Genomic DNA, 19,817 nt, shown 5'->3' on the forward strand with positions numbered 1-19,817 from the left:
TTCGTCACCTGGTCGCGAGACATCGTGACACGGCCGTGGCCTTGGCGGCGGGGCGGCCGGGCCGAATTAGTTACCCAGCACCTTGTCCAACGCTGCCTTCTCCTCGGCGGTGAGCATGGCCGCAGGCGTTGAACGGCGCGACCGGGCGGTCAGCACGATGAAAATCCCGCCGGCAAGCAGCAGAAGGACCGGCGTGCCCCACAACAGCGCATTGCGCAGGCTGAAGCGCGGCTTCAACAGCACGAACTCGCCGTAGCGGGAAACGATGTAATCGATCACCTGCCGGTCGGTATCGCCGGCGACCAGGCGCTGGCGCACCAGCACGCGCAGGTCGCGGGCAAGCTCGGCATCGGATTCGTCGATCGACTGGTTCTGGCAAACCATGCAGCGCAGTTCTTCCGAAAGCGTCCGCGCCCGCGCCTCGAGCGCCGGGTCGGCCAGAACCTCGTCCGGCTTCACCGCAAGTGCGGCGCCAGCAAACAACAGCGTCAGCAGCAGGATCAGGGAGGCCAGTGAAGTTTTTCTTGCGGTCATGGCAGGCTCGCCGAAGGCATGGCGCCCGCCGATCTGCGGCGGCGCGACGGTGCGCCGACGCGCAGCCGCCGGTCCATCAGCGACATCGCAGCACCTGCCATCATGACAAGGGCGCCGCCCCAGATCAGCGTCACCAGCGGCTTCCACCACAGCCGCACCACGACGGAGCCGTCGGTCGGCTCGTCGCCAAGCGAGAGGTAGAGCTGGCTGAAACCGATCGTCTTGATACCGGACTCGGTCGTCGTCATCTGCCGGACCGGATAGGAGCGCTTGGACGAGGTGATCACGGCGGTGGTGCTTCCATCGGCGCCGAGCAGGGCGAAGCGGCCGCGATCCTCGCTGTAGTTAGGCCCCTGGGCCGGATAAAGCCCTTCGAAGCGCAGTGTGTGGCCGGACAGTTGCACGGTCTCGCCGGCACGCATCGACAGTATCTTCTCGGTGCCGAAGCAAAGTGTGCCGACGATGCCCAGCGTCGTCAGCCCAAGACCGAGATGGGCGAGCGCGGTGCCGAAGACCGAACGCGGCAGGCCGGCGAAGCGCCTGAGCATGACGCCGGGCGCGACACTGCCAAGGCCGGACTTGACGGCAATATCGGTGAGCGCGCCGCAGATCAGCCAGAAAGCCAGGCCGACGCCAAGTGTTGCGAACACCGACGCGCCGTCGATGAACAAGGCCGTCACCAGCACGGCCAGAAGCGCGGCGGCGAAGGCCGCCATCAGCCGCTGGGCGACGGCGAAAATGTCGCCGCGCTTCCAGGCCAGCAGCGGCCCGAACGGAACCGCTACCAGGAGCGGCACCATCAGCGGGCCGAACGTCAGGTTGAAGAACGGCGCGCCGACCGAAATCTTGTCGGCCGAAACGGCCTCGACGACCAGCGGATAGAGCGTGCCGATCAGCACGGTGGCGGTGGCCGTGGTCAGGAACAGATTGTTGAGGACCAGCGCCCCTTCGCGCGAGATCGGATGAAACAGGCCGCCGGCCGTCAACCTCGAGGCGCGAAAGGCGAACAACGCCAGTGAGCCGCCGATGAACAGTGTCAGGATGCAGAGAATGAACACGCCGCGCGTCGGATCGGTGGCGAAGGCGTGGACGGAGGTGAGCACGCCGGAGCGCACCAGGAAGGTGCCGAGCAGCGAAAGCGAGAAGGTCAGGATCGCCAGCAACAGCGTCCAGATCTTCAGGGCCGAGCGCTTTTCCATGACGATCGCCGAATGGAGCAGCGCGGTGCCGGCCAGCCAAGGCATGAACGAGGCGTTCTCGACCGGATCCCAGAACCAGAAACCGCCCCAGCCAAGTTCGTAATAGGCCCAGTAGGAGCCCATGGCGATACCGCCGGTCAGGAACATCCACGCGACCAGCGTCCATGGCCGCACCCAGCGCGCCCAGGACGCGTCGATGCGGCCTTCGATGAGGGCGGCGACCGAGAAGGAAAAGCAGATCGAGAAGCCGACATAGCCGAGATAGAGCAGCGGCGGATGGATGGCGAGGCCGAGATCCTGCAGGATCGGGTTGAGATCGCGGCCCTCGATCGGCGCCGGATTCAGCCTGGCGAACGGGTTGGACGTCGCCAGGATGAACAGCAAGAAGGTGGCGCCGATCGCGCCTTGCACGGCCAGCACGTTGGCTCGAAGGGTTGCTGGAAGATTGCTGCCGAAAGCAGCGACGAGCGCCCCGAAGAAGCTCAGGATCAGCACCCAGAGCAGCATCGAGCCCTCGTGATTGCCCCATGTGCCGGTGATCTTGTAGATCAGCGGCTGCAGCGAATGCGAGTTGTCCCAGACGTTGGCCACCGAAAAGTCGGACGTCGCATAGGCCGTCGCCAGCGCCGCGAAGGACAGAGCGGTCAAGGCGAAGCCGGTCACCGCGACCGGACCGCCGACGGCCATCATCTTCTGGCTGTTGATACGCGCGCCGAACAGCGGCACCAGCGCCTGTACCAAAGACAGCGCGAACGCCAGGACCAGCGCGAAATGTCCGGTTTCAACCATTGTGGCCAAGCCCGCCAGGTTTTTGCTTTGCCGCAGGGTCTTGCCGCAAAATCGTGGGAACCCTCGGGTCAAGCCCGAGGGCAGGCTTTTGCGGAACCTGCTTAGTCACTTTTTGGTCTCCTGCCACACGCCTCTGGACTTGAGGCCGTCGGCCACCTCCTTGGGCATGTAGTTCTCGTCGTGCTTGGCCAGCACGCTGTCGGCGACGAAGACGCCGTCCGGGCGAAAAATGCCTTCAGTGATGACGCCCTGCTCCTCGCGGAAAAGGTCGGGAAGAATGCCGGTGTAGGTAACCTTGACCTGCTTCTGGTTGTCGGTCACCGAAAAGGCGACGGTGGTCCCCTGACCGCGCTCGATCGTGCCTTTTTCGACGAGGCCGCCGAGCCTGATACGCTGCCCGGGCTGCAGGCTGGCGGTGGTCAGATCGGCCGGCATGTAGAAGTAGGAGGCCTTCTGGCCGAGCGCGTAGAAGGTCAGGCCGGTGGCGGCACCGAGGAAGGCCAACCCTCCGGCGATCACCGACAGTCGTTTCTGCTTGCGCGTCATTTCTTACTCCGTCGCCGTCAGGCCAAGCGAGACGGCAAAGGCGGTGAATTTCTTCGCTTCGTCACTATCGGGGCCAAAAACGGCGATACCGCGATTGAGCGCGTCGCGCGCCTGATCGGCCTTGCCCAGCACGACATAGGAACGAATAAGCTGCATCCATCCTTTCACATCGCGCGGGTTTTGACGCAGTTTTTCATCAAGCCCCGCAACCATGGTGTTGATCATCGCTTCCCTATCCTGCGGCGACATCGACGCGGCGGCATCGACATCCCCGGCGTTCGGGCCTTTTGCAGGTACTCCCGAAGCGATGCTGCGCCTGGCGGATTCGGCCAGTGCCTGCTCGACGGCGCCGCGCCAGGGCGAGTCCTGTGGCAAGGCCGCGAGCATTTTCTGCCAGCCAATCGTCGCCTCCTCGATGCGGCCTTCCTGCGCCATGCCCATCGCCAGATAAAAGCTGGCCTTCGGATTCGCCGGATCGAGCTTCAGCGCCGCCTCGAAGGCTGCCTGAGCATCGGCCGAGACAATGCCGCCCGCTTCGCTGGCGATCGCCTCGCCGAGGCCGGCCTGGCGAGTTGCGCTGTCGCCGTCGAGGCGAATGGCGTTGCGGTACGCCGTCACCGCGTCGGAGAACCGCTGCATGCGCAGATAGATTGGCGCCAGCACGTCCCAACCCCTGCCATCGGACGGGTTGGCGGCAAGGTGGGCCTCGGCGCGTGCCACCAGTTCGTCGACCGAACTGTCGGCGGGATTCTTGGCCAGTCGCTCGCTGAGCGGCTGCGACGGCAGATCGGGCGAGCCGAGTTGGCTGTACAAGCCCCAGCTGACCAGCGGGACCGCCAGGACCGCAGCCGTCGCAACCAGCCTGGTCGCCATCGACGGTTGCCGCGCCGCTGCCTTGTCGGCGGCATTGTCGAGGCGAAGGATGCGGCGGGCGATCTCCGCACGCGCCTCTTCGGCCTCGGCCGGCTGGATCAGGCCACGCGCCACGTCGCGGTCAAGCTCGGACAACTGGTCGCGATAGACTTCAAGGTCATGATCGCTGCTTGGCGACCCACCCTTCGGGCCGCCGGCCAGCGGCAGCAGCACCGCCAGGCTTGCACCCAGCGTGAGAATGGCGGCTATGACCCAGAACAGCATGCTTCTTCCAATAACGGCAGAGCCCTGCCTTGCCAACACAGGCGTCCTGCGACGCTTTGACGGCAGATGCGTCGCATGTCCTTGATTGATGTCAACCGGACCTAAAGCGCGTCGCGATCGACCGGCGTCATGCGACGCGCCTTAGATAGTTGTTTTCATGCATATCGTCATCGCAAGATCGCTGCACACCCCGGGGCAGGTCCCGAGGGCACGCTTTTGCGCGAATTCTTGTTTTTATGCATGTCGTTATCGCAAAACCGCTGCACACTTTTGCGCGACATGCATTATCCGGCCGGTCGTTACGTCAGCGGCGTCCAGCTGCCATCGGCGTTGCGGCAAGCGGTTCCGCGCGCGGTGGCGCCGGCGGCGCCGGTGAACACCGTATGGGTGTATTGTCGGCAGTCCTGCGAGCCGACGCGATAGGGCTGGGCGGGCACGACTTCACCGTAATGCGCCGACCGATCGCTCTTCCACGTCACCTTCTGGCTGCTCGCCGTGTACTCGAGCGCCCTGTATTCCGCCTCCAGCGCCTTGCGCTTTTCGGGGCCGCTCAAGCCGGTACCGATCGATCCGCTGACGAGGCCGCCGCCCATGGCGGAAATGACCGTCGTCGCGATCTTGCCTTCACTTGGCGGCGTTGCGGCCGGCTGCGGAGCCACCATGGGGCCAGGGTTCCTGCCCAGCGTCGTGCAGCCGGAAACGACCAGCAGTGCGGAGACGAGCGCGACGCGAATCTTCATGCCAAAAACCGGTCTCTTGAGTTAAAGCTGGGGGGCCGCGCCATCGGGGAAGTCGGCGTGGCCATAGTGTTGATGTTTGTCGGAAATTTGGCCGCGGCCGACGGCTCCGGGACCAGTCGACATGCCGCCATATCACGCACCGTCGATCAATGTCGACTGGCCCAGCAAAAAGCATAGGCCTAAAGCGCGTCGCATTTGGCCGGCCTCGTGCGACGCGCTTCAGGTTGTTGTTTTTACGCATGTCGTTATCGCAAAACCGCTGCACACTTTTGCGCGACATGCATTAGTGAAGGCTCCGCAATCGAACCACCGCCTTCAACCCGCCCATGCTGGACCGTTCCAGAGCCAGAACGCCTCCGTATTCGTTGACGAGATCGGCGACGATGGCAAGTCCAAGCCCGGTGCCCGGCCTTGTCTCGTCGAGACGCCGTCCGCGCTTCAGCGCCTCGCGTGCCTTGTCCTCTGGAATGCCCGGGCCGTCATCCTCGATGCTGATCTCGAACAGGTTGACGGCACCCTCCTTGCCGGAGCCAGTCTTCTTGCCGGGGATTGGCGCCACCGATACCGCGACCGCGCTCTTTGCCCATTTCATGGCGTTGTCGAGCAAATTGCCAAGCAATTCTTCCAGATCCTCGCGTTCGCCGGCAAAGACGATATCGACTGCCGGCAGCGAAAGCGAGAGAGCGGTCTGCGGATTGAGTTTTTGCAGCACGCGCACCATGCGCTGGACCAGCGGCGCCACCGGCGTACGGTAGACGACGCTGTCACGTTGCGCCGCAACGCGGGCGCGCTGCAGATAATGGTCGATCTGCTTCTGCATCGAGGCGGCCTGTTCGGCTATGAGCTGGCCCTTGGCGCCGCCGAGCGCCCGTCCCTCGTTGATCAGCACTGCCAGCGGCGTCTTCAGCGAATGAGCGAGGTTGCCGACCTGCGTCCGCGAGCGCTCGACGATACGCTTGTTGTTTTCGATCAACGCGTTGGTCTCGTTGGCGAGCGGCTCGATCTCGGCGGGGAAGCGACCGTCGAGCTTTTGCGCGGTTCCTTCGCGCACCATGGCGAGAGCGTCCCTGACCCGGCGCAATGGCTGCAGGCCCAGCAGGATGGCGATGGCGTTGATGGCGATCATGCCGACGCCGAACAGCGAAAGATAGGTCAGCAGGCGACGCTGAAAGGCGCTTATCTCCTGCTCGAGCTCGGTCCGGTTGCCCATGACGCGGAAGCGCGCTGCGCGATTTTTCGCGTCGAGAACGAACTCGCTCTCGAACACTTCCAGTTCCTCGCCATCGATGCCTTCTGTCGTATAGCTGCGCTGGAAGCTGGCATTGAAAGGAACCTCGGCGACGCTTGGCGACAGGATCGCCTTGGTCATCGAGGAGGAGTGCAACTCACCACTCACGCCTTCCGACGCAGGCTCCACCGACCAGTACCAGCCGGAATTCGGCTCCGAGAACCGAAGGTCGCCCAGGTCGGGAGCGCCGGTCAGCGAACCGCCTTCGGACACGCCGACCGAGCCGATCAGATTGAACAGATGCGCCGACAGCAGGCTGTCGAAACCGCGCTCGCTCGCCTGGCGATAAAGGGTGGTGATCAGCGTGAAGATGACAATCAGGGTGAGTATCGCCCAGACCGTGGAAAAGGCGATCACCCGGAACGCCAGCGAACGCGGCCCGAACCGCAGTGAAAGCGGCGTCCTTGCAGTCTGTCTGAGCGGTTCCGCCTTACGCCTCCGGCTCACGCATCCGATAGCCCATGCCGCGAACGGTTTCTATCATGTCGATGCCCATCTTCTTGCGAAGCCGCCCGACAAAGACCTCGATTGTGTTGGAATCGCGGTCGAAATCCTGATCGTAAAGGTGCTCGACCAACTCGGTTCGGGACACGACCTCGCCCATATGGTGCATCAGATAGGCAAGCAGGCGAAATTCGTGCGACGTCAGCTTCAACGGCACGCCGTCGACATCGGCCTTGGAGGCTTTGGTGTCGAGCCGCAGCGGTCCGCAGGTCAGTTCAGACGACGCATGGCCGGCAGCGCGCCGGATGAGCGCTCGGACCCTGGCCAGCACCTCCTCGATGTGGAACGGCTTGGTGACATAATCGTCGGCGCCGGCGTCGATGCCGGAGACCTTGTCGCTCCAGCGGTCGCGCGCCGTCAAAATCAGGACAGGCATCTTGCGGCCGCCGCGCCGCCAGCGTTCGACCACGCTGATGCCGTCCATCTGCGGCAAGCCGATGTCGAGCACCACGGCGTCATAGGGCTCAGTGTCGCCGAGGAAATGCCCTTCCTCACCGTCGAAAGCCCGGTCGACGACATAGCCGGCATCGACCAGCGCGTCGGATATCTGCCGGTTCAGGTCCTTGTCATCTTCGACAACGAGTACGCGCATATGGGATCATACCAGTTGAGGAATCGGCCTGTTGAGGAGCTGGACGTCAGATATAGGCCGATTCCAGCGCCTGGGATACGGCAGGCATCAGTTCAGCGGAACGACGATCTCCGTGCGGCGCGGACGCTGCCCATCCTTGCCCGGAACCAGCACGACGATGACGCAGACCGGCTGGCCACCGCGCGTCGACTGCGACGCCTTGGCCAGCGTGCCGCCATTCTGCTCGGCGACCTGCTGACCGATCGCGTAGCAGTCGGAGGCGGCCAGGACGATCGGCCGGTTGTGCTCGGGCACGACGACCGGCAGCGCCGTCGCCTGCGACGCAAACAGACCGGCAGCGCAGAGAGCAAGTGTCGCGGTTGGGAAGTGGGAGCGAAGCGTTTTCATGATCAGCGTCCTAACGCATCGGTGCTGAACGTGATATGAACATTGCCTGCAACACATGCCTGTCTCACCCCCTGAAATGCGACACAACCAACCCCGGTGATTTGGCCGCCCCAACCCGGCAAATCCAAGCGCCAGTCTAGACTGTGTTGCAGCCTCATTGAAAGCGCGTCAGGCGTTTTCTTCCGTCACGGCACGAAAGCGCAGCAGCCCGTGACAGGCTGAAAGATCCTCGTCGTAACGGACCTCGGTGAATTCGAGCCGGAGATTGACGCGGTGATGCTCGTCGAGCGCCAGCGCCGCATGCTGGAGGCGGGCGCTGACCATGTCCATCACGTCGAGCATTTCTTTCCTGGCCTCGGATTTCGACCAGAAATGCAGAGTGAAGAGCTGCTCGGCATCATTCTCCCTGCCTGTTACGCAGTCATAGACGCTGGTCCGGCCGAACGTCACATAGGGAAACGGGATATTTTCCGGGACATGGTCGAATAGTTTTGCGCCGCCCAATGCCGCTGACAGGGAACCGTCAGCGTCCAGCGCCTGGAACAAGGCCTTCTGCAACGCGGCAGCCGGCGCGGTCATTTTATTCTCCCTCGCCCGTCGCGGCTGAACAGGCCTTCATCCGACAGCGATTTCCGCCTGCAGCGTAGCTGCGTTGAAATCCTGCCGCCAGTTCACGGGATTTCCAAGGCCGCAATCGCGCGGACACTGGGGATTTATCGAAAATCGGCTGCGGTCAGCACATACATGCTCTTGCCGGTACGGGCATAGGCGTTCCTTGCGACGTCATGTATGGGACCGACGGCCGAATCGAAGGCGGCGAGATATGTGGCTTCGGCCGTCGCCGTCCCCGGCGGCGCCGTCGAGATGGCGTCTGCATGGACAAAGAAAGAGATCTGGCACATGCCATCATAGCCGACGAAGCGGATCCGCCGGCTCGCCTCGTCGTAGCTTCGGCTTAGGTTTGGAAACGTCAGGCTCATGACTTGATGCCGTCAAGCGGCCCCCGCTTTCTTGCCTGCCGCCCGCTTTTTCTTTGGAGCGACGGGATTGAGGGCTTCCGCCGCACGGTCGGCCTCTTCCTTGGCCAGCCGCAGTGCCCGCAACTTTTCGGTCTTGATGGTCCTGGCCTTGGCCTCGGAAATATATTCGGCCGTAGCCTGGTTTCGCTCGGCGGTTTTCTTCTGCTTCTCCATGAAGCGCGCTTCAGCTTTTTCCATGATATTCTGATTGGGTTCCGCCATCGATAAAATCTCCTTTCGCTGAGGTGATGAAAATTTGTTTCTCTCCTAAAATAGGAGCTCGGAACGGAAAAACCAATTTTCAGAATGTTTTTGATTGAACAAATGCTTGAAATGACATTGTGAAATAATACTGAATTCATTCGCACAGAACTCAATGCGGCACCGACTGCTCATGTACGTCCGCTCCGACCAGCGCTAGCCTGGGCTCACGGCCGCCACTTGTTCGTGCAGGGACTGCGCTGATCCTCACGAGACCGGTGCTGCGCCACCCTCTTCCGTGCGCCGCGCAATGAATTCGTCGAGAACACCTGATGTGGCAGCGGCGCAAGCCGGCGGCCGAAAATCGGCCAGCAGCCGTTTCCAGATGCCGGTGGCGCGCTCGGTGGCGGTTCTTGACCCGGCCTGCGTCCAGTTGCCGAAATTCGACCAATCGGCGACCAGCGGTTCGTAGAATGCGGTGCGGTAGCGCGCCATAGTGTGCCCGGTCGAGAAGAAATGCCCGCCTGGCTGCACTTCGGCGATGGCCTCGAAGCCGATCGCGGCCTCGTCGCCGGGCGTCGCCGCGCAGAGTTCCGCGATGGTCTGCAGCGCCTCGATATCGGTGATCAGCTTCTCGAACGAGACGCTCAACCCGCCTTCGAGCCAGCCCGCAGCATGGATGCAGACCGTCGCGCCGGCGAGCACCGAACCCCATAGCGCGAACTGCGTTTCGTGGGCTGCCTGCGCGTCCGAAATGTTGGCGGCACTGCCGCCGCCGGACCGCCAGGGAAGGCCGGTGAAGCGTGCAAGCTGACCGGCGCCGAGCGTCGCCTTGACGTGCTCCGGCGTGCCGAAGGCCGGCGCCCCAGACTTCATGTCGACATTGGAGGAGAAGGAGCCATAGACCACCGGCGCGCCCGGCCGCACGATCTGGGCCAGCGTCAGCCCGGCCAGCGCTTCGGCGTGCTGCAGCGTCAGCGCGCCGGCCACGGTGATCGGCGCCATGGCGCCGGCCAGGCAGAAGGGCGTGATGATCAGCACCTGCCCCGCCTTGGCAAAGTCGATGATGCCTTGTGCCATCGGAACATCGAGCTGACGCGGCGAGTTGGTGTTGATGACGGTGTAGCAATGAGCGCCCGAACGGAATTCGTCCTCGGACAGGCCGCGCGCCAGCCGCAGCATCTCGAAGCCGTCCTCGACCTGCGGCGTGCCGCGCGCGAAGACGAACGGCAGCTTGTCCGACAGCGTCAACTGCGCGCGGTTGACGGCATAATGGCGGAAGCGGTTGTCGATGTCCTGCGGCTCGATGCAAGGTCCCAGCATGTGCAGCACGTCGAAATGCTGCACCAGGCGGATGAGATCCTCGAAAGCGGCAAGCGTTCCGGGCCGCCGGCCGTGCTCCAGATCGGTGACGTTCGGCGCCCCGGATCCTGCCAGGAACGTCATCGAGCCGAGTTCGAGCGTCAGGTCGCGGGCACGGTCACCGGCATGGACGCGGATCGATTTCGGCGCCGAGCCCAGCGCCGCCGCGACGATGTCGCGGCCGATGCGCACCATCTGGCTGTCCTCGTCGACCAAAGCGCCGGCACGGGAAAGAATGGCGCGCGCCTCCGGCAGCAGCACCTTGACGCCGAGTTGCTCGAGCACGCGCAGCGCCGTGTCGTGGATCGCGGCGACCTGGTCGGCCGAAAAGATCGGCTGCGGCAGAAACGGGTTCTTCAGCGAACGATAGTCCGGCCGGCGGCTGGTCTCGCTGCCGGCCTCGCCGGTTCGTCCGCGCCTGCGTTCGCGCCTGAGGTTGCGTGCGGCGTCATCGACCATGGCGGATACTCCTCATTGCCGTATTGCCCTGCGTTGCGGATCGTAGGCAGGAGCCGCGATGACGCGCGTCGGCCGCTCGGCCCAGTTCGTAGAGGCAGACAGGATACTTGCACTGTACATATGTGTCTAGTATGGTTGTATGCAGTTCGCCCTCATGCCTAAGTGCGGCCATGATCATGATTTCTCCGCAGGACGAGCCGGCGTCCGGCAACACCAAGGTGACGCGCCGGGACTGGATCAATCTTGCGTTCCAGACACTGATTTCAGACGGCATCGCAAGCGTGCGCGTGCTGCCGCTTGGCCAGAAGCTCGGCGTATCGCGCTCAAGCTTCTACTGGTATTTCGAGAGCCGTCAGGACCTGCTCGACCAGTTGCTTGCGCATTGGCGGGACACCAACACCAAGTCGATCATCGAACGCGCGCAGCGGCCGGCCGAAAGCGTCATCATGGGGGTCATGAACGTGTTCGAATGCTGGGCCGACGAGCGCCTGTTCGATCCCAGGCTCGACTTCGCCATCCGGGAATGGGCGCGCCGCTCCGAGGACGTGCGCCGGGCCATCGACCAGGCCGACAATGACCGACTGGGTGCGATCCGCGACATGTATCGCCGGCATGGCTACGGCGAAGAGGATGCCTTCATCCGCGCCCGTGTGCTCTACTACATGCAGATCGGCTATTATGTGCTCGACCTCAAGGAACCGGTCGAGTCAAGAGTCAGTCATCTCGCCGCCTATCTGCGCAGTTTCACCGGCCAGGAGCCAAGCGATGCCGACGTGGCGCATTTCATGCGCTTTATCGCGGCGCGTTAAGTGAGTGCGAGGTGGCAGAGGTGGCAGGCCCGACCCTGGTATCAACAAACTGTACCGCGAAAGCCCCCCTCACCCTTGTGAGCGAGGCCAAAATGGACAAATAGTCTGGTATGAGTGCCGCTTCTCAGTGGGAGGCGTAGCCGCAGCCGGATCTTGGAATGGCCAGTCCTTTGAAAACACGCAGGAGAAGGGGTCCGATTGCCGCAAGACTGCTGGCGGCGGATGCGTGGTTCGATTCCTCGCTCTACGAGACCGGCTTCAAGGCGCGCCGGTTCTGGGAAGCGGCCACCATTTTTTTCCGGCGCTTCCGCGTCTCCGGCTGGCGCCGCGGCATCATCGAGCTGTTGAGCGAAGGTTTCACGCTCGGCGCCGGCGGCATCGTCGTCATGCTGGCGCTCGCCTTGCCGGCCTTCCAGGAAACCGCCGGCGACTGGCGCGCCCAGGGCGATTTCGCCATCACCTTCCTCGACCGCTACGGCAATGAGATCGGCCAGCGCGGCATCATCCAGCGCGATTCGGTGCCGGTCGACGAGATGCCCGACCAAGTCATCAAAGCGGTTCTGGCCACCGAGGATCGGCGTTTCTTCGATCACTACGGCATCGACGCGCTCGGCCTTTCGCGCGCGATCTTCGCGAACGTGCGGGCGAATTCCGTGGTGCAGGGCGGCTCGAGCATCACCCAGCAACTGGCCAAGAACCTGTTCCTGACCAATGAACGGACGTTGGAGCGCAAGGTCAAGGAAGCCTTCCTGGCGCTGTGGCTCGAGGCCAATCTGTCGAAGAAGGAGATCCTGCAGCTCTATCTCGACCGCGTCTATATGGGCGGCGGCACGTTCGGCATCGAAGCGGCCGCCGATTTCTATTTCGGCAAAAGCGTCAAGGATGTGAACCTCGCCGAAGCGGCGATGCTGGCCGGCCTGTTCAAGGCACCGACCAAATACGCGCCGCACATCAACCTGCCTGCTGCCAGGGCGCGGGCCAATGTGGTGCTGTCGAATCTCGTCGAAGGCGGCTTCATGAGCGAGGGTCAGGTGCTGCAGGCGCGGCTGCATCCGGCTGAAATCGTCGACCGCGGCGAGCAGAAGAGCCCGGATTACTACCTCGACTGGGCATTCGAAGAGGTCAAGAAGATCGTCGCGAAGTCCGGCCAACATTCGCTGGTCGCCCACACCACTTTCGACGCCAACATCCAGAAGGCGGCGGAAGAATCGATGGAGTTCCATCTCCGCCAGTTCGGCAAGGAATACAACGTCACCGAAGGCGCCATGGTCGTCATCGAAACCAATGGCGCAGTCAGGGCGATCGTCGGCGGCCGCGACTACGGTGCCAGCCAGTTCAACCGCGCCACCAAGGCGCTGCGCCAGAGCGGCTCGTCGTTTAAACCCTACGTATACGCAACGGCGATGGAGCACGGCTTCACGCCGGACTCCGTCGTTTCCGGCGCGCCGATCTCCTGGGGTGCCTGGTCGCCGCACAATTACAATGACGGACGGGCCGGCAAGGTCACGCTGATCACGGCGATGGCCAAATCGGTCAACACCGTGCCGGTGCGGCTGGCCAAGAATCATCTCGGCATCAAGCCGATCAAGGCGATGGCGGAAGCCATGGGCGTCGAATCGCCGCTCGAATCGCACAAGACGATGGTGCTCGGCACATCGGGCATGACCGTCATGGACCAGGCGACAGGCTTTAGCGTGTTCGCCCAGAACGGCTTAGTCGGCTCCCGGCATGGCGTCACCCAACTCGTCACCCGTACCGGCGAGGTGGTTTACGATTTCGCCAAGGATGCGGCGCCGCCGCGCCGTGTGCTTTCGGAGCAGGCGCTGAAATCCATGAACACCATGCTGGCGGCGGTGCCGGTGATGGGCACGGCGCGGCGCGCTGCGCTTCCCAATATCGTTTCGGCCGGCAAAACCGGCACAACGCAGTCTTACCGCGACGCCTGGTATGTCGGCTTTACCGGCAACTATACGGCTGCCGTGTGGCTCGGCAATGACGACTTCACCCCGACCAACAACATGACCGGCGGCTCGCTGCCGGCGATGGTTTGGCAGCGGCTGATGGTCTATGCGCACCAGAATATCGACCTCAAGCCGATCCCCGGCCTCGATCATCCCTTCGTCGACGAAGAGATCGCCGCCAAGGCCGAGGAAGCGGAAAAGAAGAATGCCGAGCAGGCAGCGGCCGACACTGCCGCCGAGCGGCCGCCGGTGCTGTCCAGCCAGACGACGCGGGCGCTCAGGGACATCACCAGGCTGTTCCAGTCGGCGCCCGTCCTCCAGGCGCCTGCGACACCGGAGACGCTGTCGGCGCTTTGATGCCGGCACGACGGGCCAGGCCATCCCTCGCGCCGCAATTCCACAGAGGTCCGCTTGCCATGGCCCCCTGCCCCGCGATATCCCGAGCGGCACTCCTCTTGCCCGCGGCTCTTCATGCTCAAGAACGCATTCCTGACGCTCCTCGCGCTTGCCATAGCCATCGGCGGCGGCGGCGGCAGCGTCTGGTACGCTCTCAAGACGCAGGATGGCATTGGCGCGATCAGGATCGGCCAATGGACGGCGTTTCCCGATATCGGCACGCAGACGGCGGATCCTTATTCGAAAGCCCGCGTGGCGCGCGAGGGCGTCCTTGCACTCGGGCAGGCAGAAGGCCTGTCGTTTATCGCCGAACGCGATTCAGATGGCGAACTATTGAAACGCCAATGCGGCTATGAAATCGAAGGCGGGTTTCCCACAGCCCGGTTCTGGACCCTCTATGCCGCCGATCGGTCGCTCGGCGTGGTCGAGACCGGCAAGCCAAGGCTTGCGGCACTTCAGTCCTACCAGGTGCTGCGCCAGCCCGACAATTCCGTGCTTATTTCCGTCAGCAACCGCCCCGCGCCCGGCAACTGGCTGCTTTCCGACGGCTTCGGCCGGATGTATCTCGTGCTGACATTCTACGACACGCCGATCGCCAGCAGCACGGGCCTTTCGGATGTCACGCTGCCGCAGATCGTGAAGGTCGGCTGCAATGCGTAGGCTGCTGCACGCGATCCTGCTCGGCCTGCTTGGCGCCGGCATCGTACACATCGTCGTGCTGCTGCTCGCCCCGGAATTTTCCGAACGCAATGCCTGGTCGCGGCTGGCCATGGCCTCCAACCTTTATCGGATGACCAGGCTGGACGCTGAGGCCGGCGGTACGCCTGTGGTGAAATCGGTCGATCCGCTGTTTTATGCTGCGGCTTGCCGCTTCGATCTGTCCGATGGGATGGTTCGGGTGAAGGCACCGGGAAACGTCCCGTTCTGGTCCGTATCGGTCTATGACCGCAGCGGCCATAACATCTACTCCTTCAACGACCACAGCGCGACCGGAAGGGTGCTGGACAGTATCGTACTGACGCCGGCGCAGATGATCGAGATCCGCAAGGATCTCCCGGAGGAATTGCAAGGGGCAATCTTCGTCGAAGCGCCGATCGACGAAGGCATGTTCGTCATCCGCTCCTTCGTGCCCGACGACAGCTGGAAGCCGACCGTGTCGCGGTTTCTTGAGCAGAGTTCCTGCGAGCTGCAGGACTACTGACGTCAACCGAGACATGCTGCCGGTTCCGGCCCCATGCCTTGCGACCCGCCGCGGCGGTCGTTCAAGGGGATAGAGCATCCTTGCGCGCCCAGCCAGCCGCGACGCGCTTTAGTGATGCGGAACAGGCAACGTCCCCGACGTCCCCGGCATCGTCCTTGACGAACCCGGCTTGTCCGGACCGGCGCCTGGCCGCGTCTCGCCCGTCAGTGGCGGTTGCTCGTAGCGGACGCCGGGAAAAATGATCACCGCCGCCGGCGCTCCGGTGTTTCGGTCTGCTCGATTGGTTGCCGCCGGTCGCGGCACGAAAGACAGTACCATGCCCATGGTTCGTGCATTCCTCTCGGTTGCCCCGGAGCACAACGCAACGCCTCCAATCTGATTAAGGAGCCAGTAGGTTAACGGAACGCTAACGGATCGCCGCTAATTTGATCTTTGTTCTGAGGTCAGGAAGTCCTGACCCGTGGCAAATGCGAAACCGACACAGTCCCGGTCGAGCATGGTCAAGATTGTGTCGAGTGTCAGGCGTATCCTTCGTGTCATCTGCGGATTTCAGGCAAATCGCTATACGGGCTGAATCGGGAAAGGCCGAAAGGCTGTTCCGCGCCACGGTGTCGGCGTTCTGTTCGCTCACCCGCCCTTCGCGCCGGGAGATCGCGCAACTTGAGGATCTGACGCTGCCGCTTTTCGCCGATGTGTCGGTCGAATCGCGCCGCTACGTCGCCGCCGCCCTTTCCGAATGCGAATATGCGCCCGCTGCGCTGGTCCGGCGGCTTTGCGAGGAGCCGGTCGACGTTGCCGCGCCGCTGCTCATCCGCTCGCGCGCGCTCAGCGATATCGACCTCATCGCGCTGATCGGACGCCATGGCCTGCCGCATGCGCGCGCCATTGCGCGCCGCAAGGATCTGAACCCGACCATCGCCCACCTGATCAGGGCGCTTGAAAAGCCGACGCTGGTAAGCGTGCGGCAGCCTGAGGCGAACGCCAAGGCGGTGCCGGAAAGCGCCGAAGTCGTCGCCGACAGCCAGCAGGTGCCCGGCACCGCCGCCGAGGCTGCACGACGCCGGCTGCGGTCGATGATGCGTGATGCCGAAAGCGGCGGCGCGACGATCAATCCGTTCGCCGGCGCTAACACCTATGTCAAACTGCGCGAGACGGCGCTGACCGGCAATGCCGCATTCTTCCAGACAGCACTGGCCGACGCGCTCGAGATCGATTTTTCAACGGCACGGTCGCTCACCGCGCACCGGAGCTACACGTCGCTGCTGGCCGCCCTGCGCGCGCTCGATCTCGGCGAAGAGAGGGCGTTCCTGATCACCGCCGCCGTCTATCCCACAGAGTTCTCGCATCCGCAGGCCATCCGCATCTTCCTCGACCGCTATCGGCTGCTGCATCGCGACGCAGCGCTGGACAGGCTACGCGGCTGGAAAGCCGAGACACTGTCGAAGGCCATTCGCAATGCCGGACCGATCGCGGCTAACGCCGACGTCCGCAAAGCGGACAGCGACAATGCTGCCGCCAGCCCTAAAGCGCGTCGCGTTTGACCCGCCGTCGCGCCTGAAAAGAGATTCAAGCGAACGCTCTAAGCCTTTGTCTGCATATCGCTATTGCGACTTGACGGAAAGAAGCTCCTCGACGGGAACAGAGCCGGCCTCGATCTCGACCACCCAGATGTCGGGGTCGAATTTCTTCTCCCTCTCCAGTCGCCCGTCAAAGACGGCGGCATCGTCGCCGGCGCCGAGCAAACTGAAGTAACGGTCGTCGGGTTTGGCTGAATCGTAGCTCGTCTGCGGCGCCGGGCCAAACAAGGCAATCTCGCCCATGCGGCCTCGCGCCAGCACGAAGACGGCGCCGGCCTCGGTTGCGCCGCGCTTGACCACGGCGGCAAAGCCGCCGGCGCCGAAAACCCGGCGCAGCAGGGCCGACACCCACAGATCGGTGGTTACGCGCATGGCAAGATTCCGGACGACATCGGACGGTACTTAGAGCGCTTTGCGTTTGGGTGAAACCAAAAACCGCCCGCCTCCAATCATCAGTTGGTCAGGCCGATCTCGCGCATCTTGACGTAGACGACCTCGTCGGGCTCGCCGGTCTCAGGCAGCCCGAACAGCGACTGGAACTCCCTGATCGCTGCCTTGGTGCGGGCCCCGACCACGCCATCGAGTTGCATGTCGTCATTGCCGAATGCCTTCAACCCGGCCTGGATCTTGATGATGCGGGCGTCGGGTGCCTGCGCCGGCGCATCTGCCGGCGAAGCCGAGACGTGAATCGCGGCTATGTCGTCCGGACGCGGTGCCGGATGCGGCACGACCGTCGAGGCGGTTGGCATGGCGCCCAGTTGATCGAGCAGAATGCTGTCGATCTCGCCGGAAGCGTTGAGCCCGACCTTCTGCTGATAGGCTTGGATGGCCTTACGCGTGTTGGGGCCGGAAATACCGTCGACGGTGCCGGAATAGAAATCGAGATCCTTCAATATGCCCTGGACCTGCTCGACGACCGGATCGCTCTTGATCGGGGCCGGCTCCGGCCGCACGATGTTGATGGTGGTTTCAGGCTCGTCGGCGCCGGCTCGAGGAAACCCCTCCATGCTCCTAGTCGCAAAAAACGCGCCGGCATGAGGAAAAGGCTGATACCACAAAGCGTTCGCCGAGACGTAGAACAGCGTCACCAGGAAGGCGGTCGAACCGCCAACCAGAACCGGATTGCGTGAAATCTGGCTGCCGAGGGCGACCGCGCTGCGTTGGAAGGCATTGCCGCGGCGCTTGACCGCCCTAGGCTGTTTTGCGGAGCGAGCCATGCCTGTCCCCTTTCGTCTCCGCCTTGGCTGCAGGCATCGGCAGTACGCCGGGCTTGTCGTTCGAACGTCCTTTCGGTCCGTTCACCGGCAAGCTGATCGTGACCGTGGTGCCCTCCCCCGGCATGCTTTCGATCGACATCGTGCCCTCGTGCAGCGCCACCAGACCCTTCACCAGCGACAGGCCGAGCCCGGTGCCCTCGAAGCGGCGCGTATAGTCGTTCTGGATCTGCATGAACGGCTTGCCGAGATTGGCAAAGTCTTCCTCGGCGATGCCGATGCCGGTGTCCCTGACCCAGAAATGCAGTCGCGAGCCGATCCGCTTGGCGCCGACGACAACATCGCCGCCATCGGGCGTGAACTTGATGGCGTTGGAGACGAGGTTGATGAGTATCTGCTGCACGGCACGACGGTCGGCGTTTATCTCGCCTGCATCCGGTGCGATCTGGGCCTGTAGATCGATGTTCTTTGCCTTAGCCTGCAAGCGCATCATCGATTGGCACATTTCGACCGCTTCCACGAAACGGAATGGTTCCGGCTCGGTTGCGTAGGCGCCGGCTTCGATCCTCGATACGTCGAGTATCGAGGTGACGACGGCAAGCAGATGCTGGCCGGACTCCTTGACCAGGCCGACATATTCCTTCTGGCGCGGGTCCTTGAAGGTGCCGAACATCTCATGCAGCAGCATGTCGGAAAAACCGATGATGGCGTTCAACGGCGTGCGCAGCTCGTGGCTGACGACCGCCAGAAACCGTCCCTTTGCCACTTCGGCAGACGCGGCCGCCTCTTTCGCAGCCGCTAGCTCTTCGCGCAAGCCGGCGAGTTCGTCGTTTTCGCGCAGGACGAACGTGAGGACGTCCTGCTGCTCTTCCCCGCGCGCCAATTCAAGCGAAAACGGCCGGTAATTGTCCGCCGTCGGGCCATTGCCGTTTTGCGGCAGCCGAACGCGAAGATCCAGCCGGCGCGCCGGCGCGCCATCGCGCATGTCGGCCAGCGCGCTGAGGTATGCGACGCGATCGGACAGATGGATGCGGTCGAACAGGCCGGTACCGAACAGCAGTTCCGGCTGCAGCTTCAGGATCGTGCGCGCCTTTGCCGACGCATCCAGAACCTCGCCATGCCGGCCGGCCCGCAGGACAACGGCGTCGATGATGTTCTCGAGCCGATCGTCGGTCGCCGGATCAAGCTGCGCGCCGGCCGCGCTGCCAAGCGCTGCGACGCGGGGAACGAGGGTGAGCGCCCAGGCCAGCGGCAGCAGCCAATGCCAGGCGGCGATTTCGGTCGGACCGAACGGGAAGACAGAACCGGCAAAAGCCTGCAGCAGGATAGCGACACATGCGGATAGGGCACCCCAGAGTGCAGCGCGACGAGACGCGCCGATCCACCAGGCTTCGAACGGCAGCGCCACGACAAGCATGGCGACCGGCGAGGCCATCCCGCCCGCCGCGGCGATGACACCGGCAAGAGCAAGACTGCCCATCACCAGGGCGACCTGGCCGGCGAACGCCATCTTGCCCGATGCTGCCACCAGCAAGGCAGCAAACCAGCAGAGGCCGAACGTCGCAAAGATCGCAGCCATGGTCACGGCCACGCCCATGCCCGAGGTGACCAGCGTGACTGCTGCGCCTGCGGCGAAGAACGGAGCGGCCAGCATGACACCGATAAACCGCCTCTGGCACCGGCGGTCGTTCTGTCCGAGGATCGACGGATGAACCATACGTTCGCAACCGGCTGCCATCGCGCCGGGCAACTCAACGTATCTGGCCCTTATCGAACTCAACTCAACGCACTCGCACCTGGTCGTGAACAGCCCTGCTTCGCAGATGCTTTTGTCGATCTGAAACTCGCATCCAGCGTTTAAGGAATGGATAAGGCAGGACCGATCGATGCCCGGCCCGAGGC

20 protein-coding genes are annotated in these 19,817 nt (G+C 63.5%); 5 read left to right on the plus strand and 15 right to left on the minus strand.

The window, feature by feature from the left end:
* Nucleotides 1-66 precede the first annotated feature (66 nt).
* The 12 genes from AC0L2B_RS07915 to AC0L2B_RS07970 form a co-directional block, all read right to left on the minus strand.
* The gene (locus tag AC0L2B_RS07915; RefSeq protein ID WP_473494136.1) at nt 67-534 is read right to left on the minus strand and encodes a cytochrome c-type biogenesis protein; all 468 of its coding nucleotides are present in this window, start codon (nt 532-534) and stop codon (nt 67-69) included.
* Nucleotides 531-2,522 carry a heme lyase CcmF/NrfE family subunit gene (locus AC0L2B_RS07920; RefSeq protein WP_473744835.1) on the minus strand — a complete coding sequence of 664 codons (1,992 nt, stop codon included), beginning with the start codon at nt 2,520-2,522 and terminating at the stop codon, nt 531-533. Before AC0L2B_RS07920 ends, AC0L2B_RS07915 begins: the two co-directional genes overlap by 4 nt.
* Nucleotides 2,523-2,627: 105 nt before the next feature.
* The gene (ccmE, locus tag AC0L2B_RS07925; protein WP_287228810.1) at nt 2,628-3,068 is read right to left on the minus strand and encodes a cytochrome c maturation protein CcmE; all 441 of its coding nucleotides are present in this window, start codon (nt 3,066-3,068) and stop codon (nt 2,628-2,630) included.
* Nucleotides 3,069-3,071: 3 nt separating this feature from the next.
* Nucleotides 3,072-4,205 carry a c-type cytochrome biogenesis protein CcmI gene (gene ccmI / locus AC0L2B_RS07930; protein ID WP_473744836.1) on the minus strand — a complete coding sequence of 378 codons (1,134 nt, stop codon included), beginning with the start codon at nt 4,203-4,205 and terminating at the stop codon, nt 3,072-3,074.
* 299 nt (nt 4,206-4,504) lie between these two features.
* Nucleotides 4,505-4,945 (minus strand): hypothetical protein, encoded by a 441-nt coding sequence (locus AC0L2B_RS07935; RefSeq protein WP_473744837.1) that lies wholly within the window; start codon nt 4,943-4,945, stop codon nt 4,505-4,507.
* A gap of 283 nt (nt 4,946-5,228) precedes the next feature.
* Nucleotides 5,229-6,680: an ATP-binding protein gene (locus tag AC0L2B_RS07940; RefSeq protein ID WP_473744838.1), complete on the minus strand. Its 1,452-nt coding sequence runs from the start codon at nt 6,678-6,680 to the stop codon at nt 5,229-5,231.
* Nucleotides 6,664-7,329 carry a response regulator transcription factor gene (locus AC0L2B_RS07945; RefSeq protein WP_023800820.1) on the minus strand — a complete coding sequence of 222 codons (666 nt, stop codon included), beginning with the start codon at nt 7,327-7,329 and terminating at the stop codon, nt 6,664-6,666. Before AC0L2B_RS07945 ends, AC0L2B_RS07940 begins: the two co-directional genes overlap by 17 nt.
* An 87-nt stretch (nt 7,330-7,416) precedes the next feature.
* Nucleotides 7,417-7,716: a hypothetical protein gene (locus AC0L2B_RS07950; protein WP_077381969.1), complete on the minus strand. Its 300-nt coding sequence runs from the start codon at nt 7,714-7,716 to the stop codon at nt 7,417-7,419.
* A 168-nt stretch (nt 7,717-7,884) separates the two neighbouring features.
* The gene (locus AC0L2B_RS07955; protein ID WP_473744839.1) at nt 7,885-8,295 is read right to left on the minus strand and encodes a DUF3168 domain-containing protein; all 411 of its coding nucleotides are present in this window, start codon (nt 8,293-8,295) and stop codon (nt 7,885-7,887) included.
* A 134-nt stretch (nt 8,296-8,429) separates the two neighbouring features.
* Nucleotides 8,430-8,696, minus strand: coding sequence for a DUF1488 family protein (locus AC0L2B_RS07960; RefSeq protein WP_292426355.1), 267 nt, complete (start codon nt 8,694-8,696; stop codon nt 8,430-8,432).
* A gap of 12 nt (nt 8,697-8,708) precedes the next feature.
* Nucleotides 8,709-8,957, minus strand: a complete 249-nt coding sequence (locus AC0L2B_RS07965) for a hypothetical protein (protein ID WP_023800824.1) — start codon at nt 8,955-8,957, stop codon at nt 8,709-8,711.
* Between the two features lie 246 nt (nt 8,958-9,203).
* Nucleotides 9,204-10,757, minus strand: coding sequence for a trimethylamine methyltransferase family protein (locus AC0L2B_RS07970; protein WP_473744840.1), 1,554 nt, complete (start codon nt 10,755-10,757; stop codon nt 9,204-9,206).
* Between the two features lie 170 nt (nt 10,758-10,927).
* Between AC0L2B_RS07970 and AC0L2B_RS07975 the strand changes: the two genes are divergently transcribed.
* From AC0L2B_RS07975 to AC0L2B_RS07995, 5 genes are all read left to right on the plus strand, one after another.
* Nucleotides 10,928-11,566: a TetR/AcrR family transcriptional regulator gene (locus AC0L2B_RS07975; protein ID WP_473744841.1), complete on the plus strand. Its 639-nt coding sequence runs from the start codon at nt 10,928-10,930 to the stop codon at nt 11,564-11,566.
* A 158-nt stretch (nt 11,567-11,724) separates the two neighbouring features.
* A complete protein-coding gene (locus AC0L2B_RS07980) occupies nt 11,725-13,884 on the plus strand; it encodes a transglycosylase domain-containing protein (protein ID WP_473744842.1) in 2,160 nt (719 codons plus the stop codon).
* A 114-nt stretch (nt 13,885-13,998) separates the two neighbouring features.
* On the plus strand, nt 13,999-14,583 hold the full coding sequence (locus AC0L2B_RS07985; protein ID WP_027152780.1) for a DUF1214 domain-containing protein: 585 nt from the start codon (nt 13,999-14,001) through the stop codon (nt 14,581-14,583).
* The gene (locus AC0L2B_RS07990; RefSeq protein ID WP_473744843.1) at nt 14,576-15,124 is read left to right on the plus strand and encodes a DUF1254 domain-containing protein; all 549 of its coding nucleotides are present in this window, start codon (nt 14,576-14,578) and stop codon (nt 15,122-15,124) included. Before AC0L2B_RS07985 ends, AC0L2B_RS07990 begins: the two co-directional genes overlap by 8 nt.
* A gap of 533 nt (nt 15,125-15,657) precedes the next feature.
* On the plus strand, nt 15,658-16,665 hold the full coding sequence (locus AC0L2B_RS07995; protein ID WP_473744844.1) for a hypothetical protein: 1,008 nt from the start codon (nt 15,658-15,660) through the stop codon (nt 16,663-16,665).
* Between the two features lie 60 nt (nt 16,666-16,725).
* Here the strand turns inward: AC0L2B_RS07995 and AC0L2B_RS08000 are convergent, their stop codons facing one another.
* The 3 genes from AC0L2B_RS08000 to AC0L2B_RS08010 form a co-directional block, all read right to left on the minus strand.
* The gene (locus AC0L2B_RS08000) at nt 16,726-17,073 is read right to left on the minus strand and encodes a DUF1491 family protein (protein ID WP_128168044.1); all 348 of its coding nucleotides are present in this window, start codon (nt 17,071-17,073) and stop codon (nt 16,726-16,728) included.
* An 80-nt stretch (nt 17,074-17,153) separates the two neighbouring features.
* Nucleotides 17,154-17,918: a peptidoglycan-binding domain-containing protein gene (locus AC0L2B_RS08005; protein WP_473744845.1), complete on the minus strand. Its 765-nt coding sequence runs from the start codon at nt 17,916-17,918 to the stop codon at nt 17,154-17,156.
* The gene (locus AC0L2B_RS08010; protein ID WP_473744846.1) at nt 17,893-19,632 is read right to left on the minus strand and encodes a PAS domain-containing sensor histidine kinase; all 1,740 of its coding nucleotides are present in this window, start codon (nt 19,630-19,632) and stop codon (nt 17,893-17,895) included. The genes AC0L2B_RS08005 and AC0L2B_RS08010 overlap by 26 nt, the downstream gene beginning before the upstream one ends.
* Nucleotides 19,633-19,817: the final 185 nt, after the last annotated feature.

This window comes from Mesorhizobium sp. WSM4815, from assembly GCF_055811575.1.

Excerpts from the sequence above, each read along its gene's own strand:
- AC0L2B_RS08005 (WP_473744845.1), bottom strand. The coding sequence starts at position 17,918 with ATGGCTCGCTCCGCAAAACAGCCTAGGGCGGTCAAGCGCCGCGGCAAT.
- AC0L2B_RS07970 (WP_473744840.1), bottom strand. The coding sequence starts at position 10,757 with ATGGTCGATGACGCCGCACGCAACCTCAGGCGCGAACGCAGGCGCGGA.
- AC0L2B_RS07945 (WP_023800820.1), bottom strand. The coding sequence starts at position 7,329 with ATGCGCGTACTCGTTGTCGAAGATGACAAGGACCTGAACCGGCAGATA.
- ccmE (WP_287228810.1), bottom strand. The coding sequence starts at position 3,068 with ATGACGCGCAAGCAGAAACGACTGTCGGTGATCGCCGGAGGGTTGGCC.
- AC0L2B_RS07935 (WP_473744837.1), bottom strand. The coding sequence starts at position 4,945 with ATGAAGATTCGCGTCGCGCTCGTCTCCGCACTGCTGGTCGTTTCCGGC.
- AC0L2B_RS07965 (WP_023800824.1), bottom strand. The coding sequence starts at position 8,957 with ATGGCGGAACCCAATCAGAATATCATGGAAAAAGCTGAAGCGCGCTTC.
- AC0L2B_RS07960 (WP_292426355.1), bottom strand. The coding sequence starts at position 8,696 with ATGAGCCTGACGTTTCCAAACCTAAGCCGAAGCTACGACGAGGCGAGC.
- AC0L2B_RS08000 (WP_128168044.1), bottom strand. The coding sequence starts at position 17,073 with ATGCGCGTAACCACCGATCTGTGGGTGTCGGCCCTGCTGCGCCGGGTT.
- AC0L2B_RS07915 (WP_473494136.1), bottom strand. The coding sequence starts at position 534 with ATGACCGCAAGAAAAACTTCACTGGCCTCCCTGATCCTGCTGCTGACG.
- AC0L2B_RS07990 (WP_473744843.1), top strand. The coding sequence starts at position 14,576 with ATGCGTAGGCTGCTGCACGCGATCCTGCTCGGCCTGCTTGGCGCCGGC.
- AC0L2B_RS07980 (WP_473744842.1), top strand. The coding sequence starts at position 11,725 with ATGGCCAGTCCTTTGAAAACACGCAGGAGAAGGGGTCCGATTGCCGCA.
- AC0L2B_RS07950 (WP_077381969.1), bottom strand. The coding sequence starts at position 7,716 with ATGAAAACGCTTCGCTCCCACTTCCCAACCGCGACACTTGCTCTCTGC.
- ccmI (WP_473744836.1), bottom strand. The coding sequence starts at position 4,205 with ATGCTGTTCTGGGTCATAGCCGCCATTCTCACGCTGGGTGCAAGCCTG.
- AC0L2B_RS07955 (WP_473744839.1), bottom strand. The coding sequence starts at position 8,295 with ATGACCGCGCCGGCTGCCGCGTTGCAGAAGGCCTTGTTCCAGGCGCTG.
- AC0L2B_RS08010 (WP_473744846.1), bottom strand. The coding sequence starts at position 19,632 with ATGGTTCATCCGTCGATCCTCGGACAGAACGACCGCCGGTGCCAGAGG.
- AC0L2B_RS07920 (WP_473744835.1), bottom strand. The coding sequence starts at position 2,522 with ATGGTTGAAACCGGACATTTCGCGCTGGTCCTGGCGTTCGCGCTGTCT.
- AC0L2B_RS07975 (WP_473744841.1), top strand. The coding sequence starts at position 10,928 with ATGATCATGATTTCTCCGCAGGACGAGCCGGCGTCCGGCAACACCAAG.
- AC0L2B_RS07985 (WP_027152780.1), top strand. The coding sequence starts at position 13,999 with ATGCTCAAGAACGCATTCCTGACGCTCCTCGCGCTTGCCATAGCCATC.